This is a genomic window from Hymenobacter qilianensis (genome assembly GCF_014489555.1).
Taxonomy (GTDB): domain Bacteria; phylum Bacteroidota; class Bacteroidia; order Cytophagales; family Hymenobacteraceae; genus Hymenobacter; species Hymenobacter qilianensis.
The window spans coordinates 4,081,575-4,108,169 of record NZ_CP060784.1 but is presented as its reverse complement, the minus strand read 5'-3'; the positions used below and the strand labels follow the sequence as shown (position 1 = coordinate 4,108,169).

23 protein-coding genes and 2 pseudogenes are annotated in these 26,595 nt (G+C 55.0%); 11 read left to right on the top strand and 14 right to left on the bottom strand.

Translation table 11 applies throughout. The annotated features are described in order from the left end of the window. The first annotated feature begins 692 nt into the window (after positions 1–692). The gene (locus H9L05_RS18560; protein ID WP_187732177.1) at positions 693–1,679 is read left to right on the top strand and encodes a bestrophin family protein; all 987 of its coding nucleotides are present in this window, start codon (positions 693–695) and stop codon (positions 1,677–1,679) included. A 782-nt stretch (positions 1,680–2,461) separates the two neighbouring features. Here the strand turns inward: H9L05_RS18560 and H9L05_RS18555 are convergent. The 3 genes from H9L05_RS18555 to H9L05_RS18545 form a co-directional block, all read right to left on the bottom strand. Further along, positions 2,462–2,815 carry a NifU family protein gene (locus H9L05_RS18555; RefSeq protein WP_187732176.1) on the bottom strand — a complete coding sequence of 118 codons (354 nt, stop codon included), beginning with the start codon at positions 2,813–2,815 and terminating at the stop codon, positions 2,462–2,464. Positions 2,816–2,987: 172 nt separating this feature from the next. Beyond that, positions 2,988–4,091 (bottom strand): Mrp/NBP35 family ATP-binding protein, encoded by a 1,104-nt coding sequence (locus H9L05_RS18550; RefSeq protein ID WP_187732175.1) that lies wholly within the window; start codon positions 4,089–4,091, stop codon positions 2,988–2,990. A 163-nt stretch (positions 4,092–4,254) separates the two neighbouring features. Continuing rightward, positions 4,255–4,875 (bottom strand): hypothetical protein, encoded by a 621-nt coding sequence (locus tag H9L05_RS18545; RefSeq protein WP_187732174.1) that lies wholly within the window; start codon positions 4,873–4,875, stop codon positions 4,255–4,257. A gap of 193 nt (positions 4,876–5,068) precedes the next feature. Between H9L05_RS18545 and dnaG the strand changes: the two genes are divergently transcribed. Then, positions 5,069–7,126, top strand: coding sequence for a DNA primase (gene dnaG / locus H9L05_RS18540; protein ID WP_187732173.1), 2,058 nt, complete (start codon positions 5,069–5,071; stop codon positions 7,124–7,126). A 92-nt stretch (positions 7,127–7,218) separates the two neighbouring features. On the opposite strand, the gene H9L05_RS18535 is transcribed toward dnaG, so the two are convergent. Next, positions 7,219–8,679 carry an IS1182 family transposase gene (locus tag H9L05_RS18535; RefSeq protein ID WP_187732172.1) on the bottom strand — a complete coding sequence of 487 codons (1,461 nt, stop codon included), beginning with the start codon at positions 8,677–8,679 and terminating at the stop codon, positions 7,219–7,221. Between the two features lie 976 nt (positions 8,680–9,655). Between H9L05_RS18535 and H9L05_RS18530 the strand changes: the two genes are divergently transcribed. From H9L05_RS18530 to H9L05_RS18495, 8 genes are all read left to right on the top strand, one after another. Beyond that, positions 9,656–10,675 (top strand): potassium channel family protein, encoded by a 1,020-nt coding sequence (locus tag H9L05_RS18530; protein ID WP_223284560.1) that lies wholly within the window; start codon positions 9,656–9,658, stop codon positions 10,673–10,675. 81 nt (positions 10,676–10,756) lie between these two features. Further along, the gene (locus H9L05_RS18525; RefSeq protein WP_187732171.1) at positions 10,757–11,266 is read left to right on the top strand and encodes a glycosyltransferase; all 510 of its coding nucleotides are present in this window, start codon (positions 10,757–10,759) and stop codon (positions 11,264–11,266) included. Beyond that, entirely contained in the window at positions 11,179–11,967 is a 789-nt protein-coding gene (locus tag H9L05_RS24180; RefSeq protein WP_262892574.1) for a glycosyltransferase family 4 protein, read from the top strand. The genes H9L05_RS18525 and H9L05_RS24180 overlap by 88 nt, the downstream gene beginning before the upstream one ends. 11 nt (positions 11,968–11,978) lie before the next feature. Further along, positions 11,979–12,584 (top strand): hypothetical protein, encoded by a 606-nt coding sequence (locus tag H9L05_RS18515; protein ID WP_187732169.1) that lies wholly within the window; start codon positions 11,979–11,981, stop codon positions 12,582–12,584. Beyond that, entirely contained in the window at positions 12,470–13,150 is a 681-nt protein-coding gene (locus tag H9L05_RS18510) for a glycosyltransferase (protein WP_187732168.1), read from the top strand. Before H9L05_RS18515 ends, H9L05_RS18510 begins: the two co-directional genes overlap by 115 nt. A 106-nt stretch (positions 13,151–13,256) precedes the next feature. Next, on the top strand, positions 13,257–14,072 hold the full coding sequence (gene proC, locus H9L05_RS18505) for a pyrroline-5-carboxylate reductase (RefSeq protein WP_187732167.1): 816 nt from the start codon (positions 13,257–13,259) through the stop codon (positions 14,070–14,072). Between the two features lie 200 nt (positions 14,073–14,272). After that, complete coding sequence (locus H9L05_RS18500; RefSeq protein WP_187732166.1) at positions 14,273–15,517, top strand: bifunctional 3,4-dihydroxy-2-butanone-4-phosphate synthase/GTP cyclohydrolase II; 1,245 nt, start codon at positions 14,273–14,275, stop codon at positions 15,515–15,517. Between the two features lie 44 nt (positions 15,518–15,561). Continuing rightward, on the top strand, positions 15,562–16,380 hold the full coding sequence (locus H9L05_RS18495; RefSeq protein ID WP_187732165.1) for a hypothetical protein: 819 nt from the start codon (positions 15,562–15,564) through the stop codon (positions 16,378–16,380). Between the two features lie 297 nt (positions 16,381–16,677). Here the strand turns inward: H9L05_RS18495 and H9L05_RS18490 are convergent, their stop codons facing one another. The 8 genes and pseudogenes from H9L05_RS18490 to H9L05_RS18460 form a co-directional block, all read right to left on the bottom strand. Beyond that, positions 16,678–16,998: a hypothetical protein gene (locus tag H9L05_RS18490; RefSeq protein WP_187732164.1), complete on the bottom strand. Its 321-nt coding sequence runs from the start codon at positions 16,996–16,998 to the stop codon at positions 16,678–16,680. Next, positions 16,950–17,444, bottom strand: coding sequence for an ABC transporter permease (locus H9L05_RS18485; RefSeq protein ID WP_187732163.1), 495 nt, complete (start codon positions 17,442–17,444; stop codon positions 16,950–16,952). The genes H9L05_RS18490 and H9L05_RS18485 overlap by 49 nt, the downstream gene beginning before the upstream one ends. 53 nt (positions 17,445–17,497) lie before the next feature. Continuing rightward, positions 17,498–18,001 carry an AAA family ATPase gene (locus H9L05_RS18480; RefSeq protein WP_394368501.1) on the bottom strand — a complete coding sequence of 168 codons (504 nt, stop codon included), beginning with the start codon at positions 17,999–18,001 and terminating at the stop codon, positions 17,498–17,500. Next, positions 17,987–18,393 (bottom strand): annotated as a pseudogene (locus tag H9L05_RS25275) (ATP-binding cassette domain-containing protein); the annotation flags it as partial. The pseudogene H9L05_RS25275 and the gene H9L05_RS18480, both read right to left, overlap by 15 nt. A 218-nt stretch (positions 18,394–18,611) precedes the next feature. Then, on the bottom strand, positions 18,612–20,354 hold the full coding sequence (locus H9L05_RS18475) for a M14 family metallopeptidase (protein WP_187732162.1): 1,743 nt from the start codon (positions 20,352–20,354) through the stop codon (positions 18,612–18,614). Positions 20,355–20,621: 267 nt separating this feature from the next. Beyond that, entirely contained in the window at positions 20,622–22,325 is a 1,704-nt protein-coding gene (locus H9L05_RS18470; protein ID WP_187732161.1) for a DUF4394 domain-containing protein, read from the bottom strand. A 240-nt stretch (positions 22,326–22,565) separates the two neighbouring features. Further along, entirely contained in the window at positions 22,566–23,003 is a 438-nt protein-coding gene (locus tag H9L05_RS18465; RefSeq protein WP_187732160.1) for a DoxX family protein, read from the bottom strand. Between the two features lie 114 nt (positions 23,004–23,117). Further along, positions 23,118–23,819, bottom strand: a complete 702-nt coding sequence (locus tag H9L05_RS18460) for a hypothetical protein (RefSeq protein ID WP_187732159.1) — start codon at positions 23,817–23,819, stop codon at positions 23,118–23,120. A 140-nt stretch (positions 23,820–23,959) separates the two neighbouring features. On the opposite strand from H9L05_RS18460, the gene surE reads away from it, so the two are divergent. Then, positions 23,960–24,814 (top strand): 5'/3'-nucleotidase SurE, encoded by an 855-nt coding sequence (gene surE, locus H9L05_RS18455; protein ID WP_187734335.1) that lies wholly within the window; start codon positions 23,960–23,962, stop codon positions 24,812–24,814. An 89-nt stretch (positions 24,815–24,903) separates the two neighbouring features. On the opposite strand, the gene H9L05_RS24175 is transcribed toward surE, so the two are convergent. Next, positions 24,904–25,686 carry a DUF4394 domain-containing protein gene (locus H9L05_RS24175; protein WP_223284982.1) on the bottom strand — a complete coding sequence of 261 codons (783 nt, stop codon included), beginning with the start codon at positions 25,684–25,686 and terminating at the stop codon, positions 24,904–24,906. A 126-nt stretch (positions 25,687–25,812) separates the two neighbouring features. Beyond that, a pseudogene (locus H9L05_RS24170) lies at positions 25,813–26,588 on the bottom strand (DUF4394 domain-containing protein); the annotation flags it as partial. Positions 26,589–26,595 lie beyond the last annotated feature (7 nt).

Here is a 26,595-nt window from a genome sequence, read left to right as displayed (position 1 = left end):
ATGTTGATTGAATTTAACACCAGACTAACAATAAGGAAAGTCAATGGAAAATATAATTTACCTTTTTCCTCTATTTTTTATTAGCATATGGATATTTGTTACCTGTATTATTTCCAAATTCGGTTGGAGTGATCTTGTCTTACACTATAAAGCAAATGATGAATTTGTTGGCAAGCGGATAGGATTGATTTCCGCTTCGATAAATAGCGCTAATTATAATAATTCACTTCTACTAAAGTATAACAGTGAGGGCATTTACCTAAAACCCATCTTTTTATTTCATTTGTTTCATGACCCAATACTTATTCCTTGGAAGGATATAAAGGAGGTGCGAGACAAGAAATTTATTTTTTTAACTTTAAAGAGTTGATTATTGGAGACCCTCTTGTTGCTGTAATAAAACTTAACGAAGCAACCTCTCCTAAGATAGAAAGGATATTTTATCACACTACTCAAAATAAAGACTTCAACTGCCGTGAGGTTAGCACCGCGTAACTCGTGACCAGCCATGCCGGGAGGCTGCCGCGCCAGAACTACCACGCCGCCCGGACTTTTCCAGGCGGAGCAGTTTCGGTTTGCCGCTGCTGCGGCAGTGGAGGTACAACCTCCACCTCAAGGCGAGTCACGAGCTACAAACTCGCGCCAGTGGAGGAATTTTAACAAGCGTTAGCTTAAGCCAAAATTGATAAAGGATGTACATAAAACGCTATTACAGTCTGTGGATGACAATTCGGTGGTCGCGAAAATCGCTGCTGTATGGGTTGCTTTATTCCGCAGCGATAATTATTGTGTATGAAACCACGCATATTCCCTTTGCCTTGCCTTGGCAGCCCATTTCGGTCATTGGCATTGCGGTGGCCTTTTTCCTGAGCTTTAAAAACAACAGTTCCTACGATCGAACCTGGGAGGCGAGAAAAATATGGGGGAAAATTATCAATGACAGCCGCACGTTCGCGACGGCCATCCTGACCATGCCGGGGCAAGAGATAAGCAATGAATGGAAGAAAACAACCATCCATCGTCACTTGGCCTGGCTGCTGGCTCTCAAGCATAATATGCGAAAAGGAAGAACCTGGGAGCACAATGAGGCTATTGAAAAGCTGGATTTTACGCCAAACTTCAGAAAGGAGTGCCAGGATGGAATGGAGCCTGAGATAGCGCCCTATTTATCGGCCGAGGAATTTAGCCAGCTCAAAAAGTACACGAACATTCCCAGCCAGATTTTGAAAAACCAAAGCCGCGAAATCGAGCGTTTATTTCACAGCGGGCAATTATCCGATTACAAGCATGTGTGGCTCCATACCCTCATAGGCAGTCTGTATGACGCGCAGGGGATGACGGAGCGCATTAAAAATTTTCCTTTCCCCCGGCAGTATGCCTCCACCGGGCTATGGATTATGTATATTTTTTGTGCGCTTATCCCTTTCGGGCTGCTTGACATATTTGAGCAATCACGCGCTTTACATTACTGGCTTACCATTCCTTTTTCCACGGTCATCATTTGGTTGTATTTTCTGGTGGACAGAATAGGCGACTACTCGGAAAACCCGTTTGAGGCGGCGTATAATGATGTGCCTATTTCTTCCATTGCCCGCACTATAGAAATTGATCTGCGGGAAATGTTGGATGAAGAAAATATACCTGCGCCTTATCCAGTAGAAAATGGCTTTCTGCTATAACCTCCCAACTGGGGCGAGTTTAACGTAGTGTAACTCGTGACCAGTCATGTTGGGAGTCTGCGCCTTCCCCGCTAGAACGACCACGCCGCACGAATTTCTCTAAGCGGCACGGTCAACGTTTGCCGCTGTTGCGGTAGTGGAGGTATAACTTCCACTTTGAAGTTAGGAACGAGCTACAAGCTCGCGCCAGTATTGTCAATAGAAATTAAAGACCATCGATAAATATGAGATTTTTAACTGAAAATAAATAAAAATGGGAATAATAATTCTGCCTTTTTTACTCGGGGGCTGATAATCTCACTAATGGCTTTAATTGACACTTTTAAGCTTATTATGGATAAAGAAATTGCAATGAGGGAAATTGTGTTCGGACTCCTGATTACAGTCGTGATATTCGGATTTATCTCATTGTCCTACGTTATAGAAGGAAGAGCTTGGGGGTTGAGTCCTGCATTTAGACTTCCTATTTGTATGATTTTTATTCCTTTTGGAATTTACACTGTGGTCAAATCGAGTAATAATGCAAAGACTAAATATTTTTCGCGATTACTTCTAGTAAGTATAGGACTAAGCGGCGTATTGGGTTTAGTATTCAATGAAGTGTTTTTTGACCTAATTGACTATTTAGGAATTGAAAAGTACTATTAATAGATTAAAAAAATTGACATTATTCTCTGACTTTTCCTTGATTTGATTTAGCACAAAGTCTTAAACATAACCTTCCCAAATCCCCCAAACCACTACGCCCCGCTTCCGCCGAAATCGGCAGGAGCGGGGCGTGTTTAGTACAAGCAGTAAAACCTAAAACTGCGGCGTAGGGACGGGGGTGGGGGCAAAGGGTGACCGGTTTGGCCGGCGGGCTGCTCTTCCATCGGTGTGGCGTTGGTCGCTTCCACCGACCGAATCTCGGGTACCGCTTTCTTCACCGATTCTTCCACGCCGGCTTTCAGCGTCATCGGCGACATGGGGCAGGTACCGCAGGCGCCGAGCAGCTCCAGTTGGAGCACCATATCGTCGGTGATGTTGAGCACGCGCACGTTGCCTCCGTCGGCGGCCAGGTAGGGACGAATAGTGTCCAGGGCCTGCTCGATGCGGGAGAGGAGCGGATGTTCTTCGACGGCAACAGAATGTGTCATGAATCGCAAATTAACGCTGATTTCTATGATTTCGCTGATTACGAATAATCCAGCAACGAGAAATCAGCGGAACAAAAGTAAGGTTTTTAGCTGGTTAAGAACCAACCAAAGACGGAGTTGGGAAGTTCGGCCGTAGCCTGAGTTAGGAGAGAAAACGGCCGAACTGCCTGCCTTAGCGGTTCATTTCGACAACCTGCGTGCGGGGCGTCACGGCGTTGCGGATAGAAATCTGGCGGGCAACTTCTTCGGCTACCTGCTCAAATACAGCTGCGGCGGGCGTGCCTTCCTGGGTAATAGCAGGCGTGCCCTGGTCGCCGGTTTCGCGGATGCTCTGCACCAGCGGAATCTGGCCCAACAGGGGTACTTCGTGCTTTTCAGCCAATTTTTGCCCCCCACCTTCGCCGAAGATGAAGTACTTGCTGTCGGGCAGCTCGGCGGGCGTAAACCACGCCATGTTCTCAATCACGCCCAGCACCGGCACGTTGATCTGGGGCTGGCGGAACATCTGCAAGCCCTTCTGCGCATCGGCCAGCGCTACTTTCTGGGGCGTGGTCACGATGAGGGCGCCTGTCACGGGCACGGTTTGAACCAGCGTCAGGTGAATGTCGGAGGTTCCGGGGGGCATATCGATGAGCAAGTAATCTAACTCACCCCAATCGACCTCCGAGATAAACTGCTTGAGCGCCGACGAAGCCATAGGGCCGCGCCACACAATAGCGTTATCACTGGGGGCCAAAAAACCAATGCTCATCAGCTTGACGCCGAACTTCTCAATGGGCAGAATAAGGTTTTTGCCTTCCGGCGTCTGGAATACGTGGGGGCGATGATCCTCCACGCCAAACATAGTGGGCATGCTCGGGCCGGAAATATCGGCGTCGATCAGGCCTACTTTGGCGCCGGTGCGGGCCAGGGCAATAGCCAGGTTGGCGGTTACGGTGCTTTTGCCCACGCCACCTTTGCCCGAGGCAATGGCGATGATATTTTTTACCCCGCTCAGAATAGCCGAGTTGGCCGCCCGCGCGGTCGTCACGCGGGAAGTGAGGTTCACATTTACCACCGCGTTTTTGTCGACCATGGTATGGATGGCGCGCACGCAGGCGTTGTGAATCAGCTCTTTAAGCGGGCAGGCGGGAGTAGTGAGAATGACGGAGAACGAGACGTTCAGGCCGTCGATGCGCACGTCCTCAATCATGTTGAGCGTCACCAGGTCTTTGCCTAGATCGGGCTCTTCCACGTAGCTGAGGGCACGCAGTACGTCTTCTTGGGTAATAGCCATAAGTTCAGGATTCAGGATGTAAAGATAACCCGGAAATCCTGGCTTGAGTTTAGGCAAGCGGATATTGATTGAAGTACCGCTGAGGTTTGGCCCGGCGCACGAGGGCTGCCAGCAAACCAAGCCGCGCGAGTTGCAATTGGTCGCCAAAAAAGCCCCCATCCAGTTACTCCCAGATTATTGCCGGCGTAGTCTGCACCACTTCCTTGCCGCTTTCCAGACGGATGCGCAGCTCGAATTGCTGCTGAGCGTTGTCGCGGGGCTTGGGACTGATGCGCAGGCTGACGGGGCCACTTAAATCATCGCCCTTCCACCTGTTAATTGAATCAGGGAGTTGCACCACTGAAAATTCAAGCGTGTCACGCACGTTGCGGTGGTTGCGGCAGCGCGCAAACTGGTTGAGCGACTGCCCGGCGGCTATGCCATTGAAAAGGCCAGTACTGGTGAGCGTAACGTCTATTATCGGATCTTTCACGCCTTTGCTGCCGTAGTCTTCCACGCAAGAGAAGGCTAATGCCTGCTGCGTAAATAGAGGCCTCATGGGCGCGACAGCTACGTAATCATAGCGCAACCACATGCTGGCAAATAACTCTGGCGCGGCTGTGCGCGCCCCACTCGTAAGTGCTGGTACATTAAAGGGCGGCATGTTCGGATTGGGCTCTGATAAATCAAAACTAAACTCTCGCAAGAGAGCGTAGTCGGGTAAGTCACACTTGAAAAAGCAGCTGGTTGGCACCAGTCCTGTGAACACGAGCAGCAATAAACCGATAAATACCCTTCTGAACATATAGATATAGTAAAGACGCTTTAACCTCCAAAGCTCCTTTAAAAGTAAGCAAACTTTCTGGGGGGCAAATCTATACTTAACAGACTCTGGCCAAGGGTGAAACGGCGGCTGGCGGCAGCTATGATTGCCGGGTGAGAGCCCAAGCCGGCGCAGCGTATTACTTCCGGAACGGAGCAGTAGTATCTTTGCCTTCATGGCTCGCATTCCCAAAGAAACGATTGATCAAATTCTGCATATAGCCGACATCGTGGAGGTGGTCGGCGACTTTGTGAGCCTTAAGCGCAAGGGCCAGAATATGTGGGCCTGCTGTCCGTTTCATAACGAAAAGTCGCCCTCGTTTTCGGTGGCGCCGGCCAAGGGGCTCTACAAGTGCTTCGGCTGCGGCAAGGCCGGCGGCGTGGTGCAGTTCATCATGGATATTGAGGGCAGCAGCTACGTGGAGGCCCTCAAGTATCTGGCGAAAAAGTATGGGATTGAGATTCAGGAGGAAGAGAAAACACCGGAGCAGCAGCTTGTTCAGAACGAAAAAGACTCCCAATACATCATTTCCAACTGGGCCAAAGACCACTACCATAAGCTCCTGCTGGAGTCGGAGGAGGGCCAGAGCATCGGGCTGAGCTATTTGCGCCAGCGTGGCCTGAACCAGCAGACCATTCAGACCTTCGAGCTGGGCTACTCCCTTGATTTGTGGGACGACTTGCTGAAAGCGGCCGAAAAAGCCGGCTTTGAGCGGAAGTATCTGGAAAAAACGGGCCTCGCCGTCAAAAAAGAGGGCGAGCAGGGCCAGGACACCGGCCGGCGCTACGACCGGTTTCGGGGCCGCGTCATGTTCCCGATTCATAATGTAGCGGGCCGCACCATTGGCTTCGGAGCGCGCACGCTCAAGGCCAACGACAAGACGGCCAAGTATTTAAACTCGCCCGAGTCGGATATTTACCATAAGTCGGATGTGCTGTACGGCATGTACCAGGCGCGGCAGGCTATTCGGGCCGAGGAAACGTGCTATCTGGTGGAAGGCTACCTTGATGTGCTCAGTCTGCACCAGGGCGGCATCAAGAACGTGGTGGCCTCATCGGGTACCTCGCTCACCGAGAGCCAGATACGCCTTATTGCCCGCTACACCGATAACGTAACGGTGCTCTACGACGGCGACGCGGCCGGCATCCGGGCGTCCTTACGCGGCATCGACCTGATTCTGGAAGGCGGCCTGAACGTGCGCGTGGTGCTCTTCCCCGACGGCGACGACCCCGACAGCTACATCCGCAAAGTAGGCGACCAGCGCTTCCGCGAGCACCTCGAAAACCACAGCAAGGACTTCATCAGCTTCAAAACCGATCTCGTAGCCCGCGAAGCTGCCCAGGACCCGGTGAAGAAAGCCGAAGCCATCCGCGACGTGCTCCAGAGCATTGCCAAAGTGCCCGACCCGATTAAGCGGCAGGTGTTCTTGCAGCAGACCTCAGGCACGTTTGGCATTGATGAGCAGGTGCTTATCACGGAGTACAACAAGCTGGTGAAAGGCGCGGTGGGCAAAAATGGCCCCCAAGGTGCGGGCGCGGCAACTGCGGCGCCGGCTACTTCCTCGGCACCCCGAAACCAGTCGGCACCGACTAGCTTTCGCCCACTCTCGCTGGAGGAGGAAGCCGAGGCAGCCATGTACGGCGCCCCGCCCGACGCATTTGCCCCCCAGACGCTGGATGGAGGCCCGGCCGAGGAGCTGGAGCCCGTGCCCGACGTGCTGCAAGCCTGCGAGCGGGAAATTGTGCGCCTGATTCTGCTGTATGCGCCGCAGCAGTTGGCCAATGAGGTAAGCGTGGCCCAATACCTGTTTGGGCAGCTGGAAGAAAACGTGTTCCTCACGCCGATCTACGCCGATTTGCTGCACCTGTGCCGTACCGAGATGGAGCAGGGTCGCTGGCCCGACGTACGCACCCTCATTCAGCACGGTCGCGGCGATATTCGCCAACTGGTGAGTGACTTAGCTACTGAAAAGTACGAGCTGAGCCCCAACTGGACCACCCACCAAATTTACGTGCCCCGCGAAATTGACTTGCTTCAGCAAGCCTGCGACAACGCTGTGCTGCGCCTCAACAAATGCACCGTGCAGCGCGAACTGGCCACCCGCCTCGACGCCCTGCGCCAGCCCATGAACGAAGCTGACCTGATGGAAACCCTGCACGCTATCAAGCTACTCAAGCAGATGGACAACCAGCTGGGCGGCATGCTGGGCACGGTCATTCCGCGCAGCGGGTAGGCGAGTAGTTTACAAGGTTTATCGAGTTTTTGCTGATGCAGCGCGGGCTCTGGAGTATTACCGTTACTAATGACATTCTCCTTCTGAGTCATTTATTTATCATAATGGCCGTGGCTGTTGCAAAAGTAGAGCAGGAGCCAACGAAAGGGCGCAGGTGCTGGGAGCGCGATTCCCCACCCGCCGGGCTGGCAGGAGCTAGAGCGCAGACACTTCTTCAGGTTATAGGCCATGGCGGCCAGATACATGACTTTCGCGGCCCCGGCTTGGCCTTTCTTGCTGAGGTGGCGCAGGCCATAGTAAGTGATCAAGCTACCCAGGACCGGTTCGACGGTCGCGGAGCGAAGCCGCCGCATGCCTTTGCCGACTCGAGTGGCTAGGCGTTCCAACATGCGCTCGTAGTGGGCTTTGTAGGGCGTATGATGCAGCCGCTTCTCCTTGGCCTTTTTGCCCTTGCACTGCTCGGCTACCGGACAGATCTTGCACTCCCTGGCCTGGGCCATGTAACGTTTCTTCGGGTTACCCTGCGGATCGACAAAGATCTTATTAAACGGTAGTTGTTTGCCCTGACGGCAGGTATAGCTGTCTGTAGCGGCATCGTAGGTAAAGCCCGCGTGCTCGCTTTTATACCCGCCATGGGCCGGAATGTAGCCCGTCAGGCCCCGCACCTCCAACTGCTCGTAGTTCTCCCCCGAGCAATAGCCGGCATCGGCCACAACAATGGTCATTCCCCTCCCAAGGGTGTTCAACCGCTGCTGGGTCGCGTCGACCATGGCGAGCAGATAGCGGCTGTCGCGCCAGTCGGCTAGGTCGGCATGGATGTGGGTGATGACATGCTGCGCCGTATCGACGCTCACACTCGCCGTATAGGCTAAGATGCGGGGTTTACCCGACTTGAAAGCAATCCGTGCCTCGGGATCAGAAGGGCTGTAGTGCGTGAGATTGCTGACGAGTCGCCCCGGTTTGTTGGGCGCGGCTTTGAGGATCGCGGCGTGGAAGCGCTGGATATGCTTTAACCGGTCGGGCGTCGCCGTGATGCGCGGCGCTTGGCCCTCATCATCCCTGGTGGGGCCCGCCTGGGCCGCCCCGCGGGAACGCTTGGGCTGGAGGCGGCTCATCGAGGCATTGGCTTTGATGTAGGCCGAGTCCATGACTTGGGTATGGCCACTGACCAGGCCCTGCTGAATACACAAACCGACAATGTGGGTAAAGCAGGCTTCGAAAACCGATACGGGCAGGCGTTGCCGGGTCCGCGAGACGGTGCTATGCCAGGGCAGCGGCTGCGCCAGGTCATAGCCCAAAAAAGCGCGGATGCCTAGATGCAGTTGGGCCAGCTCCAGGAGCTTCCGATCCGAGGTGATATTTTCTAAGTGCCCGACCAGCAGCAGCTTGACGAACACCACGGGATCGAGCGAGGGCCGCCCGCCCGTGCTGTAAAAAGGGGCGAACAGGGGCCGCACGAAGCTGAAATCGACGGTCCGCAGCAGTTGCTGGTAGAAATGGCGCGCGGGCACCAACTTCATCAGCGAAGTCCGAATGGGGTGAAAGCCGAGCATACGCTACCAACCCCGCACACTCTCAGGAAGTTGACTTTTGCAACAGCCACAGACCTTATACGACCTTAAGGGTGTTTAGAAGGTTAGCCATAATTGACGCTTGATTCTAACCTATCTAAAAATCCAATCATGGTTTCTATAAAAAGCAGCTATAAACAGCAGCCAGACGGTCAGGGCGTAATAAACCAGAAAGACGAGTACTGCTGGGATCCGCCTACTAACTGGAAACCGGTCATACTTAGCAAGGATCTTTTCATACCTCTTATTCAGCAGGTAATAGGCTATCGTGCCCAGAACTATAACCGCTGAAAAGAGCCATTTATATTCCGGTCGGAACCAGGGACTGGCATCCCAATCTAGGAGGCGCTCCAGTACGAACGTCACGGAAAGCGCATTCATAAAGACGCACGTGGCCACGGGACTGCAGCCTCCTAGTGCGGGAACACCCGCCCAACTATTCGAGCGGATAGCCGCCTGGTAGCTGGTATAAAATAAGAAGCCGTACACCTAGTTAAATGGATTGAATAGTAAGTATCATTAGTCTTGTCCTATCGCCGTCTGGCTAGAAGGCGTCCACATAGGGCTGGTAGTAGTGAAAAATGACTTAGCCATTCACAATTTACCAACCAAAAAAGGACAGGCCTTCTCCTTTTTCTACCTTCTCGTCCTTGAATTTAACGAAGAAGAGTGCTCGCCTTACTTCCCTTGTTTATTCGCGGAAAATTCGCTTAACGTAATGCTAGTTATACCCAGCGTCTCAATTTAACAATAGTTGCAAACTCATTAAAGCCACACTCAAAAATAGAAAGCTACCAGTTTTATTCTTGCTGTAAGTCATCTGCTGGAACGAAAGCATACATACACTCTCCGCGTAGGTCGATACTGGAGAAGCCCAATTACGAACAACTACCGAAGGGCATCGGAAGCACTTGGTCGGCGGGGCGTTCTGTGTAGCTTTGCGGACTTATTATTGTGCATGTGGAAGCGTCTTAACCTGAACCGATTACTGTTCGCCTTGCTGCTGACAGTTATCAGCTTGGGTACCGGCATTATCGGCTTCATTGCCATCGAGGGGTATAGCTTGCTCGATGCCCTCTATATGACGATGATCACCGTATCAACGGTTGGTTATGGCGAAGTGCATCCCTTGTCATCGGCCGGGCGGCTATTTGTTTCGATTTACATATTCTTCAACCTGCTGGTTGTTGCCTACCTTTTGTCGGTGCTCACCACCTACATTTTCGAGGGTGGGTTGCTCAATGCCTTTGCTATGTTTCGTTCCGACCAGGAGATTAGTCATTTAGAAGGCCATGTAATTGTGTGTGGATTCGGCCGCAATGGGAGCAAGGCATATGATGAGTTGAGGGCCAGCGGTACGCAAGTAGTTATAATTGAGCTCGATGAAGTGCTACTTAAAACGGCTGCCGAAATTAGCAAAACAACCCTGCTATCCGTCTTAGGCGACGCTACCGACGACAATACGCTCCGCGCCGCTGGCGTAGACCGCGCTCGGGCTCTCATTACGGCCCTTCCCAAAGACACCGATAATGTATTTGTGGCTCTTACGGCCCGTGAACTGAACCCAAACATTCGCATTATTGCCCGGGCCAGTGCCAAAACCAGTGAGCGGAAGCTGTTGCGCGCCGGCGCCAACTCGGTCGTCATGCCTGATGAGATAGGGGGCTCGCATATGGCCAATCTTGTGATTCGCCCCGAAGTCATTCGGTTTCTGGACATGATTTCGGGCTTGGGGCCTAATAAGCTGCGTTTGGAAGAGCTGCGTCTGGAAGACCTTAAGCCAGAATGGCACGCCCGTAGCATCCGAGAGCTGGACATTTTTGCCCAGACGGGTGCTACGGTTATCGGGCTCAAACACCGCAATGACAAGATGGAAGTAAGCCCCAACCCCGACATCGTGCCCACGCTGGGTGATGTGCTGCTGGTTTTGGGTACAGATGAGCAGGTGTACGAGCTTATTCGCCTGTTTCGGGCCTAAGCCACCTGCCAGCTTGGCCGCCTGTGGGTTCTTTGTAGCTTTGCGACTTCTGATTAATATATAATTTTCATAATACTTCCTGTGCATATCCTGCAGCTTTGTCCGCGCGTGCCGTTTCCGCCTCATGATGGAGGCGCTATTGCCATGTACGACGTAGCTGCTGGCCTGGCCCGGGCCGGACATCAGGTAACGGTGCTGGCCGCCAACACGCCTAAGCACCAACAGTCTGCGGAAGTATTAAGCCACCTGCCCCGCGTGCGCCTGCTCACAGTACCCGTTGATACGCGTCTGAACCCCGTGAAAGCGCTGAAAAACCTATTTCTGGGCAACCTGCCTTACAATGTGGAGCGCTTTGTAAGCCAGCAGATGGTAGCGGAGCTAACACAGCTGCTCCGCACAGAACGCTTCGACGTGGTGCAGGTAGAAGGCACTTTTGTAGCCTGGTACGTGGATGTTATCCGGGCCGAAGCCCCAACCTGCCGGTGGTGCTACGCGCTCATAATGTGGAGCATACCATCTGGAAGATGCTGGCTGAGCGGGAGCGCAATCCTATTAAAGCCGTGTATCTGCACCATTTGGCCAATGGGCTGAAGCGCTTCGAGGAAAAGTATCTGCCGCGCTTTAATGCCGTGGCCGCTATTACGGCTCCTGACCAGCGCCGCCTCCGGGCCATGGGCTGCCCTGAGCCGGTTGTGTTCGTGCCGGCCGGCGTAGATTTGAGTCGGTTTCAGATTGATTCCGCGATTCAGCCCAAACCCAAAACCCTGTTTATGATTGGCTCGCTGAACTGGCTGCCCAATCTGGAAGGGTTCGACTGGTTTCTGACCAATGTGTGGCCCTACGTGCACGAGCGAATGCCGGAGCTGGAGCTACATATTGCCGGCAAGGATACACCCGAGCGCATCATGCGGCTAAAGGGCGGCAACGTGTTTGTGCATGGCTTTGTGGAGTCGGCAGCGGAGTTTATGCAGCGCTACGAAATCATGATTGTGCCCTTGCTGAGCGGCGGCGGCATGCGCATCAAGATTATTGAGGGCATGGCGTTGGCGAAGTGTATAATCAGTACCGGCCTGGGTTCTGAAGGTATCAGCGTGCGCAACGACCACGATATTGTGCTCTGTGATGAGCCCAGCGAGTGGATCAACCGTATCGAGAGCTATTACAAGGGCGAGCTGAATCAGGTCAAAATTGGGCAGGCCGCCCGCCAAACCATCCTGAGCACGTATGATAATCTTCAGGTAGTAAACCACTTTGTAGACTTGTATCGCAGCTTGGCTGCCTCCGGCGTCTAAATTTGCCCCCCATGAAGCTGCTCGTCCTGCTGTCCCGGTTTCCCTACCCGCTTGACAAGGGCGACAAGCTGCGTGCCTTCCACCAGCTCCGCTACCTGGCTCAGCGCCATGAGATTTGCCTGTTTGCCCTCACCGATGAGCCCGCATCGGCGTCGGCGCTGGCAGCCGTAACGCCGCTTTGCGCCGGTGGGCTGCACGTTCACCACCTGCGCCGGCCTCGCATCGGTCTGAACATGACCCGCGCCCTGGCCAGTGGGCTGCCATTGCAGGTGGGCTACTTTCACAATGCTGCCGCCCAGCGCCACCTCAATCAGCTAATCACCCAGTTTCAGCCCGACCACGCCTACTGCCAGCTGATACGTATGGCCGAATACCTGCGCCCCCACACGCAGCGCCTGCCCTGCACCCTCGATTATATGGATGTGTTTTCGGCTGGTATGCTGCGCCGGGCCGAAAAAGCCCCCAGTGGCAGCGGCCGGTGTTTCAGCTTGAAGCCCAGCGCTTGCGTACCTACGAGGCGGCGGCGTTTGAGTGGTTTCGCCATCACACCATCATTTCCGACCAAGACCGCCAACTCATCGACCACCCACGGCGGGCCGAGATTGAGGTGGTGCTGAACGGAATCGATACCAGCTATTTTCGGCCCGTGCAAAGCAAAAAAGAATACGAGATTCTGTTTTGCGGCAACATGAACTACCATCCGAACGTGGATGCTGCCGTGTTTTTGGCCGAGGAAATTCTGCCCCTCGTTCGCCAAAGCCACCCGAAAGCTCGCCTGCTGATTGCGGGCACCACCCCAGCGGCGCGGGTGCAGGCACTGGCCTCACTGGCCGTTACGGTCAGCGGCTGGCTCTCCGACATTCGGGAGGCGTATGCGGCGGCCGGCGTTTTTGTGGCGCCCATGCGCGTGGGCACGGGCCTGCAAAACAAACTGCTCGAAGCTATGGCCATGCGCTTGCCCTGCGTGACTACGCCGCTGGCAAACAATGCCTTACGCGGTACGGTAGGAGAGCATTTGCTGGTTGGTCAAACGGCGGCGGAGCTGGCCGCGCACATCAGCGACCTGCTCACGAAGACCGAACGGGCAAAAGTATTGGCTCAACGGGGCCTGGAGTTCGTGCGCGACAACTATAACTGGGCCACGGCTACCAGCCGATTGGAGCGCCTGTTGGAAAAGCGCTAGGATAAGCACATCGCATTCCTGAATTTAGTTGTAACAGCAACGGGGACTGCCGGCAAAGTTGCTGATTGGCATGACGCCAGAATAAGCTTCTAATCACTTCAACCTCATGAACACGAACTTACGCATTGCCATTCTGGGCTGCGGCAACATGGGGCAGGCTTTTGCAAAAGCGTTTCTGCAATACAACCTCGTGGCCCGCACCGATATGCTCCTGCTGGGCCGCGACGACGCGCATTGCGCGCGCCTGAATGCCACCCAACTGGGGATGCCAACTGCCTTGCTGTCGGCCGAAGTGGGCAGCTACGATGTGGTAATGGTAGCGGTGAAGCCCCAGGATTTTGGTCGGGTAGCCGATGGGCTGCGTCAGGTGCTGCAACCCGAGCAGGTGGTAGTATCCATCATGGCCGGCATCCCGATTGCGCGCTTGCAGCGGGAGCTGAATCACCGGCAGGTGCTGCGAGCCATGCCCAATACGCCGGCCTTGCTGGGAATGGGAATTACGGGGTTTTCGGCCTCTGCCGAGGTAAGCCGCAGCCGGTTGCATCAGGTCGAAAACCTGCTCAACGCCACGGGTCGCTCTATTTTTATGGAAGATGAGAGCTTGCTCGATGCCGTTACGGCCGTGAGTGGCAGCGGGCCAGCCTACTTCTACTATATCGTGCAGGCCATGATGCGGGCCGGGCAGGAAATGGGTTTCTCAGAATCGGTGGCGGGGCTGCTGGTGAAGCAGACCATGCTGGGGGCCTTTCATTTGCTGAACAACTCCGACCAAAGCATCGACCAGCTTATTGCCAACGTGGCCTCCAAAGGCGGGACTACGGAGGCGGCGCTGCGCACGTTCCGGGCGGGCCACCTGGCCGAAACGCTGGTGGATGGCATAAAGGCAGCGCAACAGCGTGCCACTGAGCTGGCAAAAGAATAAACCAGCATAAGTGAGTGAACGCGCAGCTTTCCTCCTTACCCAGGAGGAGCGTTGCTCGTTCGCCCATTTCCTCCCGGAGCCCCATAACTTCAAGCCCCGTAACTTCGTGCTGCCGTTGGCGGTTATTACACCAGCTTTGCCGATGGTTTCTCTGAAAAGCCGACCGCCGCAACATCCTTTAAACTGCATCACCTACGTTCATGCTTAATTCAATAGAAGACGCCATTGCCGATATCCGCGCCGGCAAAGTAGTTATCGTGGTCGACGACGAAGACCGCGAAAACGAAGGCGACTTTATCTGTGCTGCCCGCTGCGCCACGCCCGAAATCGTAAATTTTATGGCCACCCACGGCCGCGGCCTGGTGTGCGCGCCCCTTACCGAAGACCGCTGCGAGGAGCTGGGTCTGGAGCTGATGGTCGGGCGCAATACGGCCCTGCACGCTACGCCTTTTACCGTATCGGTTGACTTGCTCACCCACGGCGTCACGACGGGTATTTCCGCTTCTGACCGCTCCAAGACCATTCTGGCCCTGATTGACCCCACTACCAAGCCGGAAGAGCTAGGTAAGCCGGGGCATATTTTTCCGCTTAAGGCCCGCAAAGAAGGCGTATTGCGCCGCGCCGGACACACGGAGGCGGCGGTAGACTTAGCGCGTCTGGCGGGGTTTGAGCCGGCTGGGGTGCTGGTGGAGATTCTGAAGGAAGATGGCGAAATGGCCCGTCTGCCCGATTTGGAGGAAGTGGCTCGGCGCTGGGATCTGAAGCTGATTTCGGTGCAGGATCTGATCAAGTATCGATTGGCCAAGGAAAGCCTGATTACCCGCGATATCACCGTCAAATTACCCACTCAGTGGGGCGATTTCGACCTGTATGCCTTTACTCAGCGCTCCAACGGGGCTCATCACCTGGCTTTGGTAAAAGGCGACTTAGCCGGCGCGGAGCCACCGCTGGTACGGGTGCATTCTTCCTGCGTAACCGGCGATATTTTCGGCTCGTGCCGCTGCGACTGTGGCCCTCAATTGCACCACGCCATGGAGCAGATCGACAAGGCCGGCCGTGGCGTAGTAGTGTATATGAATCAGGAAGGTCGTGGAATTGGGCTGCTCAATAAACTGCGCGCCTACAAGCTACAGGAGCAGGGGCGCGATACGGTGGAAGCCAACGTGGAACTGGGTTTTGGCATGGATGAGCGCGACTACGGCGTAGGCGCCTCCATTCTGCGTGACCTGGGAATCAGCAAGATGCGCCTGCTGACTAATAACCCGCGCAAGCGTACCGGCCTGATGGGATACGGACTGGAAATTGTAGAAACCGTAGCCATCGAAATTGAACCCAACCAACACAACCAGAGTTATTTGACTACTAAGCGCGATAAGCTCGGTCATATGATTCTGAGTAAGCCGCACCCCGGTAAAACGACGGTAGAAGCCGAAAAAGAATTATAGCCTGAAGGCCGAAAAACGCGTTTTTTGGCTATATTACTCTGGCTATGAAAATCCTGCGTTCCGTTTTGAGTGCCGGCGCGGCCGCCCTGGTGCTTAGCTTGCTTCCGACTTCGGCTGCCCTGGCGCAGCGCAGCAATTTCGTGCAGGAGTTTGCGGGCAGCACCATTCTGCTGGCCAACGGCGATACGCTGGAAGGGCCGCTTGTGCTGCACCGCAACGAGGACGTGGTGCGCATGACCATGCCCAATAATACCATAAATACGCTTTCGGCGGTGGCGGTGCAGAGCTTTGCGGTGAAAGGCGAGCAGTTTGACCGGCGCCGCGACGCTTATTACTACGACGACTTTTATGATGCGCGCCGGGGCTACTACTACGGTAGTCCCGCGTTCTTCAACGGGCCCTTGCCCAAGCGTCGGGAGCGGCCCGATACGAGCCTGGTTCGCGTATTCCGGACCTACCGCTGGAACCGCGACAACGATTACAGCGACTACAAATCGCCGGCGTTTTTTGAGCAGCTGAGCAGCGGGCCCACAGTGTTGCTGCGCCGCGAAGCTCTTATCGAGCGGCCTGTGTATGCCGCTGGTCCTTATGGTTATGGGGGCGGCTTTGGTGGGTATCCGGCTGGGCCTTCGCGCTATGCGGGCTCGTACTCGGAGATAAAGGACAATTTCTACCTGGGTACACCAACAGGCAATATTATTCCGCTGCGCAATCCGAAGAAGGATCTGTTGGCCGCCTTCCCGCAGCAGGCCCGGCAGATCGAGAAGTACGCGAAGCAGAACAACCTGAACTTCACTATTGCCCGCGAGTTGGCCTTCATCGTGAATTATGCTAATTCGCTGACGGAGGAAAAGCAGCCTTAGTCGTACGGTTTCAATAGTCAGCATTAAAAAAGCCCCCAGACGAGTGTCCTCACCCCCCGACCCCCTCTCCCAAAAAGAGGGGGAGCCTCACGCTCGGCCTACGCCGTACCTGGAGCGAGAGCGGAAGGTGCGGTTACTGAGTATAATGTTTAGAAGGTATAAAAAAGCCCCCCAGAAAATATCTGGGGGCTTTTTTATGCTAATCTGAGCCTATAGAACTAGTAGCCATACCTGAAGCGGAAGTGGAAGGTGCGGCGGGGGCCTCACTCCCCCGCCAGGAGTCTTAATGAGCAAAATCTACAAGTCCCGATAGCGCACCAGTAGGTAGCTCAGCAGCCAGAATACACCAGCGTAAGCCAGCGTCAGCGGGAGAGCTTGGGTGGCGGTGAGGGCGCTGGTGGGGCCGGTCATGGTTTCGAGGATGGCCTGCGACGGGTTGGGCGTGAGGCTGGAAAATACTTTGGTGGGGAAATAGCGGTCAATCTGGTCGTCGACGGGAAGCCGCAGCAGGGGCTCAATTACCCAGGAATACAGCAGGAAAAGCAGAATGGCTGGTCCGCTCTTGCGAATCAGGAAGCCAAACAGGGCAGCCAGACTGAGGTAGCCCAGGGCCTGCACGCCGTAGCGAAGCAGGGCGTCGAACAGGCCTTCTGCGGGGAAGTACTGGACTCGCCGGCATGCGTAAGCCCGAAGTAAAGCCCGACCAACAGCACTACAAGCATCCCAAACAGCGTAAGCAGGCCCGATACAGCCAGTTTTCCCTGAATCAGTCCGGCCGGCGATAAGCCATCGATGAGCTGTTGGCGGAAGGTGCGAAACTGGAATTCGTCGGTGATGAGAATGACGAGCAGAATGCCCAGCAGCAGATGAAAATAGCTGGCGACGTATGCCAGCTTGGTCCACAAGCCCGGAAATGCATACAGGGTGTTGCCTACGGTCTGGCCATTGATGGTTATGTTGCCGCCCACCGACACGAAGAAAGCCAGCAGACCTACAAAGAGCGCCAGCACAATCCAGACCGTGCGGTAGGGCAGGAGCTTGCGGAGTTCAGTACGTACGAGCATGGGGCAATAGTAAGAAAATGAGGCTGTTGAGAAAGAAATAAGGAGGATAGGCGCTATTTAGTGAGCTCCAGAAACTGCGTTTCGAGGCTGCGGTGCCTGATTTCCAGACTATTGAGCACCAAGCCTTGCAGGAAAAGAGCCTGGTTCAGCTCGGCGGGCTGATAGCCAGTGCCCAGCACTGCGCTGAACGCGCCGCCCGGCTCGGGCCGTACATCGGTGACCCAGGAAAAGCCCCCCAGCGCCTCCAGTAGCGCCGCCGGCGCAGCATTTGGCGCCAGACGCAACACAACTCGGTCGGCAACGGCCAGTATGTCGCTGACGGGCCCCGCTGCCCGCAGCTCGCCACGCTGAAGCACGGCCACGTGGGTACAAACCTTCTCAATCTCATCAAGCAGATGACTGGCCAGAATGATCGTCTTTCCTTCGGCCGCTAAGCGCAACACCAAAGCACGCACTTCGGCAATGCCCTGAGGGTCAAGGCCATTGGTGGGCTCATCCAGCACCAGAACCTCCGGGCGACCCAGTAGGGTAGAAGCCAGCGCCAGCCGTTGTTTCATGCCCAGGGAGAAGCCCCGAAACGCATCGTGCTGGCGGGCCGCCAGGCCCGTTATTTCTAGCGCTTCCGCGATGGTGGCGGGGTCGGCACCCTTCACCTCGGCGGCAATCTGGAGGTTTTGGCGGGCGGAGAGGTAAGGGAAAAAGTTGGGAGTTTCCAGCAAAGCCCCCACCCGACGCTTGCTGGCACTTGAAATTTGCCCCCCAAACCAGCGTACGGTGCCCCCGATGGTTGCAGCACCCCCAGCGCAATGCCGAGTGTGGTAGTTTTTCCGCTGCCATTCGGCCCCAACAGCCCGTATACGCTGCCTGCCTCCACCGTGAGGTTCAGGCCCTTAAGCGCCTGCGTACTGCCATAGTTTTTGGAGAGGTTCTCAATTTCAAGGATGGGCATGTATGGGTATTAGAATGGTGGTAAAAGGCTTAAAACTTTACTGAAAGCTCCGTTGAACATTTACAATTTTCATGCAGAGCATGTGGCGCATCAAGCCAGGGACGAAGCATCTCGCGTGCGGACGAGAGGTTAGTAATCCTACTACCGCGAGCGAGGTGCTTCGGCTTCGCCTCTGCATGACAATTGTGGAATTGTATACCACATTAGAGATAAATGCCTTATTCTACCGGCAATTTGCCCCCCAGCCAGCGGGCTACGGGGTAGCGCTGGTATGATTTCTCATAATGCGGAGAGCGGCGGTAGATGAAGTCGAGCTGGGCGCTGGCGCTTTTGGCAAAAGTCGGATCTTCTTTCCTGCGGGCTTCGAGCTGCTGGCGCAGTTGCGGGTCGCGGCGGAGTAGCTCGGCGGCTAGGTCTTCGAATACATAGTCGGAAAAGTGCTCTTTCTGCTGCAGAATGCTGTCGAAAAAGCCCCAGTTAAAGAATGAGTCCGTAGCCTGAGGCTCCAGGGTTTCGACAAGGTAGCGCGCCGCCGCCTGATCAACTACGGCCACATAATCGCCCTTTCGGAAGGCTAACGCTTGCTGCTCAGGACGCAGCTTCACCTGTGAGTGCAAGTAATGGCCTTCGTAGGGCCGCGGCGAGGTTTTGTAGTCTTCCACGTAGTACACTTCTGTTGTGAGAGTGGTGTCGCGGCGAAGGCGCTGAAGCTGCACACCACTCAGGCGCAGACGTTCCAGCACTTCGCCCCAGGCCTGCGGAATAAGGTAGGCAACGGGGCGGTGCACGGTGGTAGTGGGGCGGTAGGTATGGTAGTAGTTGACGGGCCGCGTAAAAGGCGCTTTGCGGTCGTAGTACAGGCGCGGCTGCCCGCTTACTTCGCTGGTTTTGGTGCGGCCTTCGTAGCCCCGGAAGCTGAACTTATCTACCTGCATCGTGTCGAGCTGCCAAGTAAGAGGGAAGTCGGTTTGGGTGCGCGTTTGCTGATCGGCGGTGGTGCGGGCCTGCTTAATCTGGGCTGCATCCTGGTGCACCGTACGAATCAGAAGATCCAGAAAATCGTAGGTGACGCGCACGCGGGGGGCAAATTCCTTGAGCATATGCGTCTCCGTTACAAAGCCCAGCGTATTGAATAATGTCGTGTAGCCGGTGGAGTAGCGCGGCGTTTCCAGGAAGCCGCGTAGGCCGCTTTCGGGCGTGCGGCCCTCAAAGTCGACGTAGGGCGTGAGGGGCCATTTCTTCTTTTCCATACCCGCGTACAAAGCCGGCAGTAGCCGCTGCTGCATGTACTGGCTCATGGCCGGATGCAGCTTGTCGCGCTGGGTATCGATCAGGGTCATCGTGTACTGATAATCAGCACCATTTGAGGTGTGCGTATCAACAAATACTTCCGGTTGCCAGCGCTGGAAAAGCTGGGCAAAGCTGCGGGCATTTCGCGAGTCCTGCTTGATGTAGTCGCGGTTCAGATCGAGGTTGCGGGCGTTGCCGCGGAAGCCATATTCCTGGGGGCCATTTTGGTTGGCGCGCGTAGTGCTGTTGCGGTTCAGGGCGCCATCTACATTGTAAATGGGAATAAGTACTAATGTTACATTTTCAAGTTGGCGCCTCAGCTCCTTCTTCTGCACGTAGTCGCGCACGAGCATCATGCTGGCGTCGATGCCTTCGGGCTCGCCGGGGTGAATGCCGTTTTGGATAAAGACCACGCGCCGGTTTTTGGCCCGCACCGAAGCCGGGTCCGCGTCACCATCCAGCGACACGACTACCTCGTGCAAAGGCTGCCCAATATCGGTGGTGCCGGCCTCACGCAAGGTGATTTCGGGGTAGGCCGCGTCGAGCCGTTTGTAGTAGTCGATGCACTCGGTGTGGGTGGCGGTGGTATTGCCGTTGCCTTTCTCGAAGGGTGTGCGCCAGTCGGTAGGTGCGGTGAAAAGCAGGGAGGCAGAGAGGAGAAATGCGAGCATGCAGCAGCGAAGAATTTTCTGCAATCAACGCTAAAAAAAGAAAACCCCAACGCTGACAATACTAGAGGCGGTTGGCATTGAGTTATTCTACCTTTCCTTTATATGCGCGTCAGCTACAAAACAGGATACCTAAACAGTGAGCAGAGTCGTCGGTTGATAGAGTTTGCGACACGGCTCAGCAGATCGTTAAAAGCGAAACAGGCCTGACTCATGAGCCAGGCCTGTATTTAGAGGTTCAATGGGGCAATAGAGCTAAGCGTGGAAAGCTTAGAAACCTAGGCCTATAGTAAAACCACCCAGTTGGTAATCCCCTAATGCGCGGAGAAAGTCATAGTCGCCGACAGAGGTAGCTACTCCCGTAGACAGTTTAATGGTGTAAAGCCCACTTGGACCTGGCCGCGAGACATTAAAAACACCGGATGGGGTATGCATTAGATAAGTCGTATTGCTAAGCCCGCCTATGTCAAGATGAGTATCGCCCCCTACATCAATACCTAGTCTACCAATATCGGTCAACCTGCCTGTGTTAGGCGGATTCTGCTGATACAGCCTGTCCGTTAGGTAGTCAACAACATACAGGTTAGTGGCATTTGTACCTGTGAAATTATTGTCGTAGGCTGCTGCGATTATGTAAGTTGGGATGACAGAAGAAGGTATATCTCGGGTAACAGCTCCCGTGACTGGGTTCACCCGCAAATTGTCTCTATTAGTATTTACCATACGTATGGCATCAATTAATGGGTCAAAATCAAACCCTGCTGCTCCACCAAGCAAATTTGTGCTCAATCTGGCTATGAAGGTTGCGGCTCCAGTAGCTGGATTAATCGTGTATAGCCAATTGTTGATCCGACCAAAGGCGTAAAGCTGCCCTGTACTCGGCCTGAAGTCTAAACCTTCTAAAATCTCCTGGTTGAGTAGGCCAGTAATGGGCTTATTAATAAATGTAGTAGGATCGGTTGGGTTGAAAATTAATAGCTGTTGTGGACAGCCGCTGGCCGAGCATACGTTTGCAGTGGCGTAGGCAATAGGCTGCGTCCGAATGGCTAGCCCCGTGTAACCCAGGCTGGCACTATACTGAGCCAAAGGCCGCGCTGTACCTGTAGTAAGATCAACGGTGAACAACGTTGGCTGGCCATTAACTGCATATAATCCTAATGCAGCACCAGACTTAGCATCAATATCGAACCCGCCATCGCCGGCAATATTAAGGTTGAGCGCTCCCACCGGAGCTACAGTACCATTATTAGGTGGGTTTACTAAGTAGAGCTGCTTGTCGAGCGAGTTGATGGCGTACAGTGCAGTCGTAGAAACCCCATTCGTATTATTTGTGTACGCTACTCCTGTTAGGATGGCACCGTTAGAAGCGCCATTAATAGCTCCATCGGTGGCATCAACGGCGCCCGTTTCGGGGTTCAGCCGTAGATTCTGTCCAGTGGACGATACTACTCGAATGCGGTCGACGGTAGGATTAAAATCAAAGCCTGCTATGCCTCCAACTACCGCAGGCGAGAAGGCTTGGGTACCTATGACGCGGGCACTTCCCGTAATTTGATTGATCACATACAGACGGCTATTACTGCCTAAGCCATAGAGCTGGCCCGTGGCGGGGCGGAAATCAATGGCCAATATTCGCTCTCCGCCCTGGAGGCCAGTAATAGCCACGGAGGCAGTGCGGGTGGCCGCATCCTTGGTGGAATAAGCATCCAGCTGCGTCCCACCGGACAAAACATAAAATGGGATATCCAGCCCTAAGCTAGGAAAGGTGGGTGGAGGCGTAGGGTTAGGTTTGGGGAAATACTGCTCTAGGATGTCTTCGCAGCTACTCAGCGACGATAATAACAGAGCAGCCACGCCCCATTTGGCGAGTAAAGAGGGTTTTAGCATAGAAACGGGATGATAGGATGGAAAGAAGAAATAATTGAACGCAGAGGCTTTCCGCCTTACGTCGTTTACTTTAGTTCTGTTCTTCAAAATTGAAGTAGTAGATAAATAATTATTAGTATAATAATATTTTCAAATTAAATATCAGATTTACAGCGTTTTATAAATTAATTATAGCAGAAGGATCAGTTGAAATAGAACATATGCTCACCCTGATAGAGATGAGCCTGGAATAGGAGATAACAAGCTTTTAGAAAAGCTGATACATGAAAAAGCCCCCAGATTATGATATGGGGGGCTTTTTCATGTATTAAGTGATGCTGTAGCCGTTTATTGATACAGCCGGCGCGGACCCGGAAACAGCAGTTTATCGAGGCTATACCGGCCGGGCCCGATGAACAGCAGCCCTAAAAACACGAATGCCGACTCAACTGCGTGGGAATAGCCGCCAAAACCATCGCCTTTGCTTATGTGCATAATGGCGGCCATAATCATGGTGATGAGCAAGGCCACGCACGTGATTCGAAAGAACAGTCCTACGGCTAATAATTGCCCCCCAACAGCCTCCGCTACGGCGGCCAGCAGGCCCCAGGCAGTAGGAGCAAAATCAAGACCGACCAGCTTCATCACGCTACCTACTTCGGTCCAGGCGGCCTGACCACCCATCAGCTTCGGATAGCCATGAATGGTGAACATCATACCCAGACCCACGCGCAGTATCAACAACCCAAAATCACGCGTACGATAGGTGTTTTCGAACAGAAGCATAGGCAATAGATAGATGATAGAACCGTGAGTGGTTGTGGGCTGCTAAACCCTTAGGTAGCTCGACATTGCCAAAGTACAGGAAATATAGCGTAATGCAATTGCACTCTTCCCGCCCTACCTCGACACCAATACCCCGATAATGCGCGTGGCCGTAGGCACGTCAGTAGGGCTCAACTGCCCAGAGCCCTTGGCGGGCAGAGATTGCTCATCCAGAACCCATGACATATTTACCGCGTCGGATACGGCTACCAGGCCCGCATCGGTTTTCTCGATGGTGGTGATGCCGTACTGCTGGCGGGCGGCACCGTAGGGCGAGCCTACGCCAATGCCATCGGCGGTGCGGTACTGCGGGTCGGTCACGCGGATGCGCCAGATACGGAAGCCATCCTGCTCATCGCCAGCCATTTCCAGCATGATGGGCGGCGCGGTGAGCTGCTGCGCATCGGTTACCTCATACACGGGGTACGTAATGCCCTCGACGGTACGCGTGGACTTGCGGCGGCGGCTGGCCGGAATCAGGCGCAGAACAGCCTGCTCGCTGGTATTAAGGCGCAGGCGCCCGACGCGGTCGGAGCTGATCAAATGCAGAGAGTCGGGGGTAGTGGGGTTGGTCGCCGATACGGGTTTCTCGGGGGTGCCCGGTGGCGGTGGCGACGAAGCCGATGGGGCAGATGCTGTAGGTGGGGGCGAAGATTGAAATGGCTGTTCGCCACCCGAAGCCACGGAGGTTTGAGTCGGGGAGGAGTCGCAGGCGCTAACGGCAGTCAGGGCCAGTAGCAATGCTGCGGCCCGGGCAGAAGCAGAGAAGTTGAACATAGTACCGATGCCATACGGTAGCGGTGCGCTCGTCGTTGACTTAAAAGCAGTCGGAGAATGGCTTCCGGGGCGTATGCCGCCGGGCTTGCCTACCTTTGCGGCTCGGTTACTCACTTTAAATTCTGTTTCCTGTGGCTGCTATACCTTCCAAACCCCTGATTCTGATTTCCAACGACGATGGCATTACGGCCCCCGGCATCGCTACGCTCGTGCGCGTCATGCGCCGCATCGGCGAAGTGGTGGTGGTGGCTCCCAACTCGCCCCAGTCGGGCATGGGCCATGCCATTACCATCGGCCACCCGCTACGGCTCGATGCCAGCACCATTTTCGAGGGCATTGAAGCCTACGAGTGCTCTGGTACGCCCGCCGATTGCGTGAAGCTGGCCAAGCATCATGTGCTCAAAGACCGTCAGCCTGATTTGGTGGTGTCGGGCATCAACCACGGCTCCAACTCCTCGGTAAACGTGCTGTACTCGGGCACCATGTCGGCGGCTATTGAGGCGGCCATTGAAGGGCTGCCCGCCATCGGCTTTTCCCTGTGCGACTACGGCCACTCCGCCGACTTTTCGCACACTGAAGAATGGGTGGAGCACGTCACGCGTCAGGCGCTGGAGCATGGCATTCCGGCCGGCACGGCCCTGAACGTGAATATTCCTAAAAAGTCAGATACGCCTATTCTGGGGGCCCGCTTGTGCCGTCAGGCGCGCGCGAAGTGGCAGGAAGAGTTCGATCTGCGCCACGACCCGCACCAGCGCCCGTACTACTGGCTGATCGGCAGCTTCGTGAACCTCGATGAGGGCGACGAAACCGACGAGTGGGCGCTGGCGCACAACTTCGTGTCCATCGTGCCCTGCCAGTTCGACCTCACCGCCCGCGCCGGCCTCACGCAGATGCGGCAGGGCTGGGAAATGCAATTGCCCGGCCAACCCGCGCCCACCAGTATTCCGGCCGCTCACCCCGTGGAGTCGGAAGATTATGGCGTAGTGAATCCGTAAGGTTAAAGAATATTTGCAAAAAAGCCCCCAGAACATTTCTAGGGGGCTTTTTTGCTTCTGCTTCGATTTAGGAGGGTAAAGTGGGGAGGTTAAAATCCTAACCCCACCGCTAAGGCAGTGATACTGGGGCCACCATTGACAGTCAGCTGGCGAGCCAATGTGGTGCTACCGGTTGCAAGGTTGATTCTTGCAATTCCATAGTCCGTGGTAGTGCCCAGAGAAGCGATGCCGTAGGCGGTATTGGTGGTGCCCGCGATATCAAAGGTCACCATCTGAACTGTCGCCGTAGGGAATGCGATGGGGAATCCGCTTACGTCCAGGGTGCCAACTTCTGATAAGGTGCCTGAATTCGGCGGATTAAGCAGATACAGCTTTCGGGCTGTGGTGCTTGTTTCTGAGCCTAAGGCATACAGGCTGGTGCTCGGGGCCGGCACGAGGCTATTTGTGTAGGCTATTGCCCGAACCGTTGTGGAGGCCAGATTGATGAGGCTTTCAACAGTAGCGGCGCCGGTTGTGGGATTTACCCGAAGGTTTTGACCCGTAGGGCTCACAATGCGGATTTCATCTGTAACAGGATTAAAATCAAACGCATGCGTGAGCCCGAAGACCCCAAAATCCAGAGGGATGCTTATATCGGCCACGCGGGTCGCCTCGGCCGTAGCCGAATTGATCGTATATAGTCGGGTGCTGGCCGGAAAGTCGCTGCCGTCTACGAAGGGGCCACCGTTGCCTAATACTAGCGCGTAGAGCTGTCCCGTGGCTGGTCGGAAGTCCATGCCCAGAACAGCCTCATTGCGAGCCAGTCCCAAAAAGGATTTGGTTACCCGAGCCGCCGGATCGGACGTATCCGTTGGGTCGAAAATATGTAGCACGTTCGACGTTGATCGGCCCCCAATGGTAATGCTACCAACCGCATAGGCTACGGGCCGGGTAGGAATGGCAAGGCCGCTGTAGTTCAGGCTGGCCGCGTACTGAGCCAAGGAGCGAGCAGCTCCCGTCGCTAAGTTGACAGTAAAAAGCGTAGGCTTGCCTTGCACGGAATACAAGCCCAGGGCGGTTCCGGTTTTGGCGTCAATATCAAAGCCGCCGTCACCGGCAACGTTCAGATTCAGAGCGCCCACGGGCGTAACGGTGCCGTCGTTGGGTGGATTAACGAGGTAGAGCTGCTGGCTCTGCGGATTGATGGCGTACAGGGCGGTAGTCTCAGCCCCCGCGACGTTATTGGTGTAGGCGGCCCCGGTAATCATTGCGCCTGCCGCCCCATTGATAGCACCATCGGTGGCGGCCACCGTGCCTGTTTCGGGGTGCAGACGCAGGTTTTGGCCGGTGGAAGTGACGAGGCGAATCCGGTCCACGGTGGGGTTGAAGTCGAAGGCCACCAAATTGCCCCCAGCGCGGGCGTGAAGGCACCGGTGCCAACCGTTCGAGCGACCCCCGTGTTCTGGTTAATCACGTAGAGGCGGCTGGCGCTGCTCACCCCGTAGAGCTGGCCCGTAGCGGGCCGGAAGTCGATAGCTAAAATCCGCTCCCCGCCTTGCAGGCCGGTAATGGCCACGGAGCCCGTACGCGTTGCGGCATCTTTCGTGGAATAGGCATCGAGCCGCGTGCCGCCGGACAAAGCATAGAACGGAATATCTATTCCTAGCGATGGAAAGGTGGGGGGCGTGGGGTTGGGCTTCGGGAAATACTGCTCCAGGATGTCTTCGCAGCTCGTGAGCGAGGCCAGGAGCAAAGCAGCCACGCCCCACTTGGCGAGGAAAGAGGATTTAAACATAGAAACA

Excerpts from the sequence above, each read along its gene's own strand:
- H9L05_RS18560 (WP_187732177.1), top strand. The coding sequence starts at position 693 with ATGTACATAAAACGCTATTACAGTCTGTGGATGACAATTCGGTGGTCG.
- H9L05_RS18555 (WP_187732176.1), bottom strand. The coding sequence starts at position 2,815 with ATGACACATTCTGTTGCCGTCGAAGAACATCCGCTCCTCTCCCGCATC.
- H9L05_RS18550 (WP_187732175.1), bottom strand. The coding sequence starts at position 4,091 with ATGGCTATTACCCAAGAAGACGTACTGCGTGCCCTCAGCTACGTGGAA.
- H9L05_RS18545 (WP_187732174.1), bottom strand. The coding sequence starts at position 4,875 with ATGTTCAGAAGGGTATTTATCGGTTTATTGCTGCTCGTGTTCACAGGA.
- dnaG (WP_187732173.1), top strand. The coding sequence starts at position 5,069 with ATGGCTCGCATTCCCAAAGAAACGATTGATCAAATTCTGCATATAGCC.
- H9L05_RS18535 (WP_187732172.1), bottom strand. The coding sequence starts at position 8,679 with ATGCTCGGCTTTCACCCCATTCGGACTTCGCTGATGAAGTTGGTGCCC.
- H9L05_RS18530 (WP_223284560.1), top strand. The coding sequence starts at position 9,656 with ATGTGGAAGCGTCTTAACCTGAACCGATTACTGTTCGCCTTGCTGCTG.
- H9L05_RS18515 (WP_187732169.1), top strand. The coding sequence starts at position 11,979 with ATGAAGCTGCTCGTCCTGCTGTCCCGGTTTCCCTACCCGCTTGACAAG.
- proC (WP_187732167.1), top strand. The coding sequence starts at position 13,257 with ATGAACACGAACTTACGCATTGCCATTCTGGGCTGCGGCAACATGGGG.
- H9L05_RS18500 (WP_187732166.1), top strand. The coding sequence starts at position 14,273 with ATGCTTAATTCAATAGAAGACGCCATTGCCGATATCCGCGCCGGCAAA.
- H9L05_RS18495 (WP_187732165.1), top strand. The coding sequence starts at position 15,562 with ATGAAAATCCTGCGTTCCGTTTTGAGTGCCGGCGCGGCCGCCCTGGTG.
- H9L05_RS18485 (WP_187732163.1), bottom strand. The coding sequence starts at position 17,444 with ATGCTCGTACGTACTGAACTCCGCAAGCTCCTGCCCTACCGCACGGTC.
- H9L05_RS18480 (WP_394368501.1), bottom strand. The coding sequence starts at position 18,001 with ATGAAACAACGGCTGGCGCTGGCTTCTACCCTACTGGGTCGCCCGGAG.
- H9L05_RS18475 (WP_187732162.1), bottom strand. The coding sequence starts at position 20,354 with ATGCTCGCATTTCTCCTCTCTGCCTCCCTGCTTTTCACCGCACCTACC.
- H9L05_RS18465 (WP_187732160.1), bottom strand. The coding sequence starts at position 23,003 with ATGCTTCTGTTCGAAAACACCTATCGTACGCGTGATTTTGGGTTGTTG.
- H9L05_RS18460 (WP_187732159.1), bottom strand. The coding sequence starts at position 23,819 with ATGTTCAACTTCTCTGCTTCTGCCCGGGCCGCAGCATTGCTACTGGCC.